The following is a 7420-nucleotide window of genomic DNA, read 5'->3' as shown; positions in this document are numbered from 1 at the left end:
CCAAAAAAAAGGGGCACCAACGTGCCCCTTATGACTGATTCCCGATTGTTTCATGCATTCCCAAAGATTGCTTGGGTGATGCGTCGCTTAGCCTTGTAGGTAAGCGTTAAGCATCCACATTAATTTTTCTTGCTCACGGATGTAGTCACCCATCAATGCCGCTGTACCTTCGTCATCTGCTTCACCCGCGTTTTGTAGAATCTCACGCTGTTTTAGAAGTAGAACGCTAAAGCCTTGAACCAGACCCTGTACACACTCCTCACCAGAAGTCGCGTTTTGATGTTCTTTAATTTCACTTGCTTCCAAGTAGTTGCTGAATGCGTGTGCTGGCGTATGACCCAAGGTTAGAATACGCTCTGCAAGCTCGTCGATTTTTGTTTGTAGATCCGTGTAGATCTCTTCAAATTTTACGTGCAGTTCGAAGAATTGCTGACCTTTGATGTTCCAGTGGTAACCACGTGAGTTCATGTACAACACTTGGTAATGCGCTAGTAGCTGATTGAGTTGTTGAGCTAGTTGTGCTGATTGTTCGCTGTCTAGACCAATTAGGCTTACTTGTTTGTTCATAATCTTGCTCCTAGAAGGATGATACCAATCGTAGTAACAAACGATTCTCTTACCGGGATTGGTATAAAGTTTAAAAATTCTTTTGCAGTAGTTGCTGCCGATGGAGTCATATTACGACTCCGGCTCGGTGAAGAAAATTTGGTTTTAGCTATGATTTAAATAGCCAAATCCAATGAGCAAGTAGACGAATACCGGCGTATCATCCAACAAAAAGCCCAATATCTTATTGCAAGGTACTGGGCTTTTGCTTTTCTAGATAAAGTTTATGCGGTCTTGAAAGTTGCCATCTGTTGATTCAGCTCAGTAACTTGTTCTTTTACTTGCAATGACGTCTCTGATGCACGTTGGCTGTTATTCGAAACTTCGTCCACTGATTGAGTAATATCAGACATCAATCCCGTGATCGAATTGGTCGCATGCGATTGCTGCTCTGCCGCTGCCGCAAGTTCTGCCATTTGCTCATTCAAAGAACCGATTTGCTCAGTAGTAGCGAGCAAACGAGTGACCGCTTTTTCAATGTGCTCTGCACCCTGCTCTGCAAGTGATTGGCTGTGTTCAATTTCCTCAACCACTGAATTAGTCGAACGTTGAATCGCATTGATGATGCCGTTGATTTCTGTCGTCGATTGAGTAGTGCGAGTCGCCAGCATACGCACTTCGTCCGCCACAACTGCAAAGCCTCTACCTTGATCACCTGCACGCGCTGCTTCTATCGCCGCATTCAATGCCAGTAAGTTAGTTTGCTCTGCCAAGCCTTCAATCACTTCCGTAACTCGGCCAATGGCTTCGCTCTCTTTGCTTAACTGCGTCACTTGCGTACTCGCGGTTTCAATGCTGCCATGCAAGCTTTCCATGGTGACTTTGTTTTGCTCTAAAGCATCACGCCCTTGTTCAATCTCGCCTTTTGAGTCAGAAAGCTTTTGCACCGATTGATTGGCTTGATCTAGGGTGTTACGTGCGGCTAAAGCGATTTCATCCAATTGGCTTCCCATTTCAACAATGCTGGTCTGTTGCTGCTCTACATTCGATGAGGTGACTTGCGCCGATTCCAATAAAGCCCCCATGCTGGTATCCACTTGGTTCGCTTTCTCACTTACTCCTGCCACAATGCTCGCTAACGATTGGTTCATACGGTTAATCGAATCGGTAAGGTCTGCCAATTCATCTTTCCCAACAACAGTGAGCGGAGGCTGAGAAACGTCTCCTGAAGCGATCGTCTTTGCTCGTTCCGACAAGTTCTTCACTCGGCGCCCAATGGTATTACCCATGTATTTTGAAATTGCTATCGCGGCAAACAAAACCAACGCTGCCGCAATCAACATAGTGGTGAGTACGTTCTTGATCGACTGATTGATACCCTGTCCGCTTTGATCAGCACGACTTTGCTGCGCCAATACGATCGTCTCTAAGCTTTGGTCTAGTGCATCTGCTGCAGGCAACAGTTCGTTCGCCATCAACAAGTTTGATTCGTTCCATTCTGGTGACTGACGTAATGCAATTACCTGCTCTGCTAAAGGAAAGTACAGTTGCTGCATTTCTTTAAACAGTGACCACAATGATTGGTCGTTGTCGGTAAGTCTGTCGAGTTTGCTGTCGATTTCCGCGACAGACTGATTGTGGTACTTAATCAAATCATGGTATTTGTCTAGATGGTCTTGCTGCCCGTACAAAAGGAAATCTCGCAGAGCAGACAATGCATTGGCGAGCGAGGTATAGCTGTCGGCGTAGACTTTAAACAGACGCTTTCTGTCTCCACCAAATGGGTTTCCAGACTCTTCGTTGATTAAGCTTTGAAGCTGATCAAGTGCCACTTCTGCGATGGGGGCTGCTTCGTTAATAAAGAGGTTGTGCGCGGGTAAGTTCTCATCACTGTGGCTGAGCTCAATCAGCTTGTTCAGAGAAACTTTTACCGCATCCCACTGGCTTTGGATCGCTTGAAAATCCTGTTCAGAGATCAAAGCCTGCAACGTTGGAAGCGACTCGTCTGTAGATGCCATGATATTGCGTACGTCCTCACTTAGACGTGCGCTAGCCTCTTCATCGCCACCTAGCAACATGTAGGCTCGAATAGAAGACAGCGACGCTTGAACGGACTGTTGGATACCGCGACTGGTGTCTACGGTCGGTAAATCGGATTTAAGTAGCGAAGAGGCGTATTGCTCTACGGTGGTGACGTTGCGATACGTGAATACCGCTGATGCCATAAAAAGTACGGCTAGCAGCACAAAACTGAGCTGCAACTTCCCTGATATCGTAAGGTTCATCCATAAACTCCTGACAACGATGAGCCTTAAATATAACGAGATCAATAAGAATGTTAAATGTATGTATCACAAGTTAAACAAAAAAGAATGTATCTGGGTGCTTATCATAAAAATTAGGTAACCTATTGGCGATTTATTTTACTGATAAGGGAACAGTCAGCATCAAAAGCTGTACTTTACGTTCGCAAACAACAAAGTCGAAGGCGCTTCGCCAAACAAGCTGCCACTGCTGCCGTTAAAGCTTTGGATCACTGTAAGTAATTGCCAGTCATTAGCGAGAGAGTAGTTACTCGACATACCAAGGAAATAGGAATGGTCATCGTAGTAGCTGGCCGAGAGCGTGACACGATTTAAAGGCGTTAAATCAAAGCTCATATCGGCATACCATGTATTTCGTGTAAAGCTCAATATTTTTGCATCGAGAGGAAGGTTCAAATACGCCAATGCGCTCGATGCATCTTGCGGTTCGGAGATAAATAACCACGCTGCGCGCCCAATCCAACTGCGTTCTCCGCCAAAGCTGTAATCCGATTCAAAACTGGCAACCGCGGTCTTTTTGGTCGGTTCGCCTTCAAATTCTGGATCAATGGGATCAAACCACGTGAGTTCTCCTCGAAAACCCGCATCAAACACATCCGTCGCAAAACCAGCGCCGAGTACGTAATCCATCCGAGCTCGTCCTGCAATAAACTGATAATCCCATCCCGATTGATTGGCGAAATAACGCAGTGAGGCACTGTTTTGCCCTGATTCACGAGCAGGCGAAAACACCAAATCTACCCCATCGGCAAAACCTAGCTTCCTGCTCAACATGACTGCATCCGTGCCTGCCCGCTCTTCATAGTCAAAATCGTAAATCGAATACGCATTGTAGATATCGTTTGGATTCCAAATCGTATTCATCGACCAATTGATACGAAAGCGCCCTAGTTGCGCTCCCCAGTCATCTTGCTGCCAAGTGAGATACAAGCGATCAAGCTGACTGTTAATGACCACATCATCTTCATGCCAGTTTTTGCTTAAATCCATGTAACCAGAATCCAACGTGACCAAATCAGCATAGCCAGGAAAGTCGGTAGAATCGCCCCAAAGAGCTCGATTTCTAAGCCCAACATTCACTCGCCAACTAGAAGAAAAACGGTATTCAAAGTTAAGTCGATTGTGTATTAAGTTATCAAACGTATTGTCAGCGCCATCAGGAATACTGTAGGTTGCCATGTATTTGATGTAACCATCCAAATCCCATGACTTTTGTGGCTCTAATCCGGGAACCGCAGAAAAGGCGCCACCAGCCTGAAGGCTAAGCAGGGAAAAACTTAACGCCTTGATAAACACTGCACTTATGTTCGTTCTTGGCAAGTAAGTATGTAATCGGAGAGCGTTGATACAAATCGCAGACAAATGGGAAACAGCTCTATGCATGCGACCTCTCTGCGCGATTATCAATATTGCTGAAATCACGCGCCAAACGACCGTCTTCAAACACGATAATTCGGTGTGCACGTTTTATCACTCTCGGGTCATGGGTCGAGAAGATAAACGTCGTTCCCTCTTGTTCGCTCAGTTGCTCCATAATGTCGAGCAGCTCCGCGGTGCTTTTGGCGTCTAGATTGGCAGTGGGTTCGTCCGCCATGACAAAACGAGGCTTTGGCGCTAAAGCACGAGCAACCGCAACACGCTGCTGCTGGCCGCCGGACATTTTACCTGGCACCTTATTCATTTGTTCCGCTAAACCCACTTGTTCAAGCAAGGACGTCGCACGTTTACGGCATTCTCGCTCTGTTTTACCTTGCAGCTGCATGACGAATTCCACATTCTCAAGCGCGGTTAACACAGGTAACAAACTGTAGTCTTGGAAGATGAAGCCTATATTATCGCGACGATAGGCAATCAGTTCTTTTTCTGACATCGATGAAATCATACAACCGTCGATTTCCACTTTGCCAGAGCTTGGGGCATCAATACCGCCAATCATGTTCAGCAACGTCGTTTTACCCGAACCAGATGGCCCCATGATCGCAACGAACTCACCCTGCTTAATCTCCAAGTCTACCGACTGCACTGCGTGCACAGGGAAATCACCATCGGCGTTGTAAATCTTAGTTAGGTTTTCTAGTTTGATGGTCATTAGCTTTTCTCCGCCATGGCATCCAAAGGTCGATGCTTCAAAATTTGTCGTGCGGGATACAGGGCTGCGATAAGGCTGGCAACAAAAATCGCGACAATGATCATTTGATATTCCGTTATTGATACCCGTGGATAAAGCAAGGTATCCACGCCATAAGCCCCTAACCCTTCAGCCATACCAGCCAGCGACAATCCAGTAATACTCAGCACCTTGAGCATAATTGCACTCCCGAGCAACCCAAGCGCACAACCGCCTAATCCGAGGAACAAGGTTTCAAAAACGATCAACAAGCGTATCTTGTGTTTTTGCATCCCGACAGCCATTAACACACCGAACTCTCGCGTGCGTTCAAACACCGACATCAGCATGATATTGATGATACCAAGGGTCATCGCCAGCACAAATACCACCAGCATCACTTGGTTGGAAACATCCATTGTGCTCATCATGGTCGAGAGCAAAGGTTGGATCTCTTGCCAAGGTCTCACACTAAGCAAGTCTTTACTTTCCGGCGGCAAAATAGAGTGAGTGAACGCCAGTAACTGCTTGAGCTCAGCATCGTTATTAGAAGTAAGGAGTATCGCAATTTCGTGTGTGCCACTCAGCCCAGCGACCTTTTCAAGATCTGCTTTGCGGGAGTAGACATTACCGTCATCAAACCCTGTCGATGGTGTTTTGAATATACCTCGAACACGAAATGCCGCGCCTGCGACTTCCCCATTCACATCAGACAAAGTAAGTACGACTTTGGAGCCGACTCGTAGCTTCAATCGTTCGGCTATTTTGCTCGATACCAAAATCGGGTTTCTGCCTTCTTCGCTCAGCCATTCTCCGTCGACAATATGTTTCGAGAGTGGTGTGATGTTTTGCTCTTGCTCGATATTAACGCCGTTGATGCGAATACCACGTGTGCTGCGCGCCGACGCTATCATGCCATCTGCTAGAAATCGCTCAGAGATCGCTTTCACTTCTCGATTAGCCGATAACACTTTGCTTATCTTATTCGCATCGGGAATCACATCTTTTATCTCAGGATTGACCAAGTAGGACTTTTGCTGGATCTGAAAGTGACTGGTTTGCCATGAGATAGCGTTCTTGATCATGCTATCGACCAAGCCATTCATAAACCCCATCATGGCAACCACGCCCATCAAGCCAAATACCATCGCACCGAGCATGATTGAGGTTCTCAACTTGTTACGCCACAAGTTACGCCAAGCCAACTTAACCAGCATGAGCACCTCCTTTTAACCCTGCCGCAATAGGCATTCGAAGCATACGAATCATTGGGTAAAGTAAACACAACAAGAGAATAAACAGCACGACGGCGATTTGATTGAGCAGTAAGTGTGGGTCGAGCGAGACGGGCACAATAGGTTCAAAACCACTTTCGCGCATGAGCTTGGCAGCATCGCCGGTAATTTCGATTGGATTAAAATAGAAATACCCCAACACAGGAGCACTCACAATAAGCCCAATAAGGGCGCCAATGACGGACATAAACAGAGACTCTACCGTGAGCAGAAGGACAAGTTTGGAACGCAGCATTCCAGTTGCCAACATGACAGCGAACTCACGCTGGCGTTCCAATGTCGTCATTAAGATAGTCGCAAACAAGCCAAAACCAACAATGCCGTAGAGAATGTAAATCAAGAAAATACCGCCCGCTTTATCTAAGGCGATTTGCTGTGCCATTTCTGGCGAAAGTTCTTTCCAGTCTTTCACGGCGACATTTTTGCCATACTCGGCTTTAAGCTGTTCAACGGTATCAGGTAAGTCTCTTAAACTCTCAGTATTTAAAACCCATGCGGTGACTTGGTCATCCAATGAATACAGGCTTTGCGCAGTATCGAGCGGCATGTACACCAACTGAGAATCAAGTTGCTGCAAAGGAAAATGAAGAATGCCCGAGATTTGATACAAACCTGCCGCGGTCTGCCCTCGATAACCGGCACCGTACAGCACCAGTTCATCATCAACCTTGAGTTGCAAATAATTGGCTAAACCACCACCAACCAGCACTGATTTTTGCCCTGATTGGATGTAGCTTCCCTCAATCAATTTGTCGCTGATATTGGAGTACTTATCTTCAGCTTCAGGTTCCACGCCCATCACCATCACGCCCTTTGAGCGCTCATCTTTTGCAGCTAAAGCAAAAGATTCCACTCGCGGCAGTACCACATCAATATTGGGATTGTTTTTGGCCGCTGAAATGAAGGTGCTGGTTTGCGGCAAGACATCATCAATGCTGGAAGAGTCACCGAACTCAGGGTTTTGCAGTTGAATCAGACCCGTATAAAACTTGGCGGCATTTTTAATATTGGACGTGTAACTCCCTTCTTGAAACGCTCGTGTAATAAGCGAAAGAAACAACACCAATGCCAACGCAGACGCCGTCAGTAGGGTCCTGCGCTTTTGTCGCCAGAGGTTTCGCCAAGCCAGTTTCACAAGCATTGATTCG

6 protein-coding genes are annotated in these 7420 nt (G+C 46.5%); all 6 read right to left on the bottom strand.

The features are described 5' to 3' along the window. Positions 1–87: 87 nt before the first annotated feature. The 6 genes from KIV40_RS11445 to KIV40_RS11420 all read right to left on the bottom strand — a co-directional run bounded on the left by KIV40_RS11445 (position 88) and on the right by KIV40_RS11420 (position 7413). The gene (locus KIV40_RS11445; protein WP_005433302.1) at positions 88–567 is read right to left on the bottom strand and encodes a Dps family protein; all 480 of its coding nucleotides are present in this window, start codon (positions 565–567) and stop codon (positions 88–90) included. Between the two features lie 263 nt (positions 568–830). After that, the gene (locus tag KIV40_RS11440; protein ID WP_285349284.1) at positions 831–2831 is read right to left on the bottom strand and encodes a methyl-accepting chemotaxis protein; all 2001 of its coding nucleotides are present in this window, start codon (positions 2829–2831) and stop codon (positions 831–833) included. Between the two features lie 162 nt (positions 2832–2993). Continuing rightward, complete coding sequence (locus KIV40_RS11435) at positions 2994–4253, bottom strand: hypothetical protein (RefSeq protein WP_285349282.1); 1260 nt, start codon at positions 4251–4253, stop codon at positions 2994–2996. After that, a complete protein-coding gene (locus tag KIV40_RS11430) occupies positions 4246–4959 on the bottom strand; it encodes an ABC transporter ATP-binding protein (RefSeq protein ID WP_285349280.1) in 714 nt (237 codons plus the stop codon). Before KIV40_RS11430 ends, KIV40_RS11435 begins: the two co-directional genes overlap by 8 nt. Next, positions 4959–6194, bottom strand: coding sequence for an FtsX-like permease family protein (locus KIV40_RS11425; RefSeq protein ID WP_285349278.1), 1236 nt, complete (start codon positions 6192–6194; stop codon positions 4959–4961). Before KIV40_RS11425 ends, KIV40_RS11430 begins: the two co-directional genes overlap by 1 nt. Then, positions 6184–7413: an FtsX-like permease family protein gene (locus KIV40_RS11420; protein ID WP_285349276.1), complete on the bottom strand. Its 1230-nt coding sequence runs from the start codon at positions 7411–7413 to the stop codon at positions 6184–6186. The genes KIV40_RS11425 and KIV40_RS11420 overlap by 11 nt, the downstream gene beginning before the upstream one ends. Positions 7414–7420 lie beyond the last annotated feature (7 nt).

This window comes from Vibrio sp. D173a (genome assembly GCF_030248475.1).
Note: the sequence above shows the minus strand (reverse complement) of the source record. Positions and strands in the feature narration are given on the sequence as shown.

Bases quoted from the DNA above. Each gene is read 5' to 3' on its own strand.
- KIV40_RS11445 (WP_005433302.1), bottom strand. From the start codon at position 567: ATGAACAAACAAGTAAGCCTAATTGGTCTAGACAGCGAACAATCAGCA.
- KIV40_RS11420 (WP_285349276.1), bottom strand. From the start codon at position 7,413: ATGCTTGTGAAACTGGCTTGGCGAAACCTCTGGCGACAAAAGCGCAGG.
- KIV40_RS11430 (WP_285349280.1), bottom strand. From the start codon at position 4,959: ATGACCATCAAACTAGAAAACCTAACTAAGATTTACAACGCCGATGGT.
- KIV40_RS11440 (WP_285349284.1), bottom strand. From the start codon at position 2,831: ATGAACCTTACGATATCAGGGAAGTTGCAGCTCAGTTTTGTGCTGCTA.
- KIV40_RS11425 (WP_285349278.1), bottom strand. From the start codon at position 6,194: ATGCTGGTTAAGTTGGCTTGGCGTAACTTGTGGCGTAACAAGTTGAGA.
- KIV40_RS11435 (WP_285349282.1), bottom strand. From the start codon at position 4,253: ATGCATAGAGCTGTTTCCCATTTGTCTGCGATTTGTATCAACGCTCTC.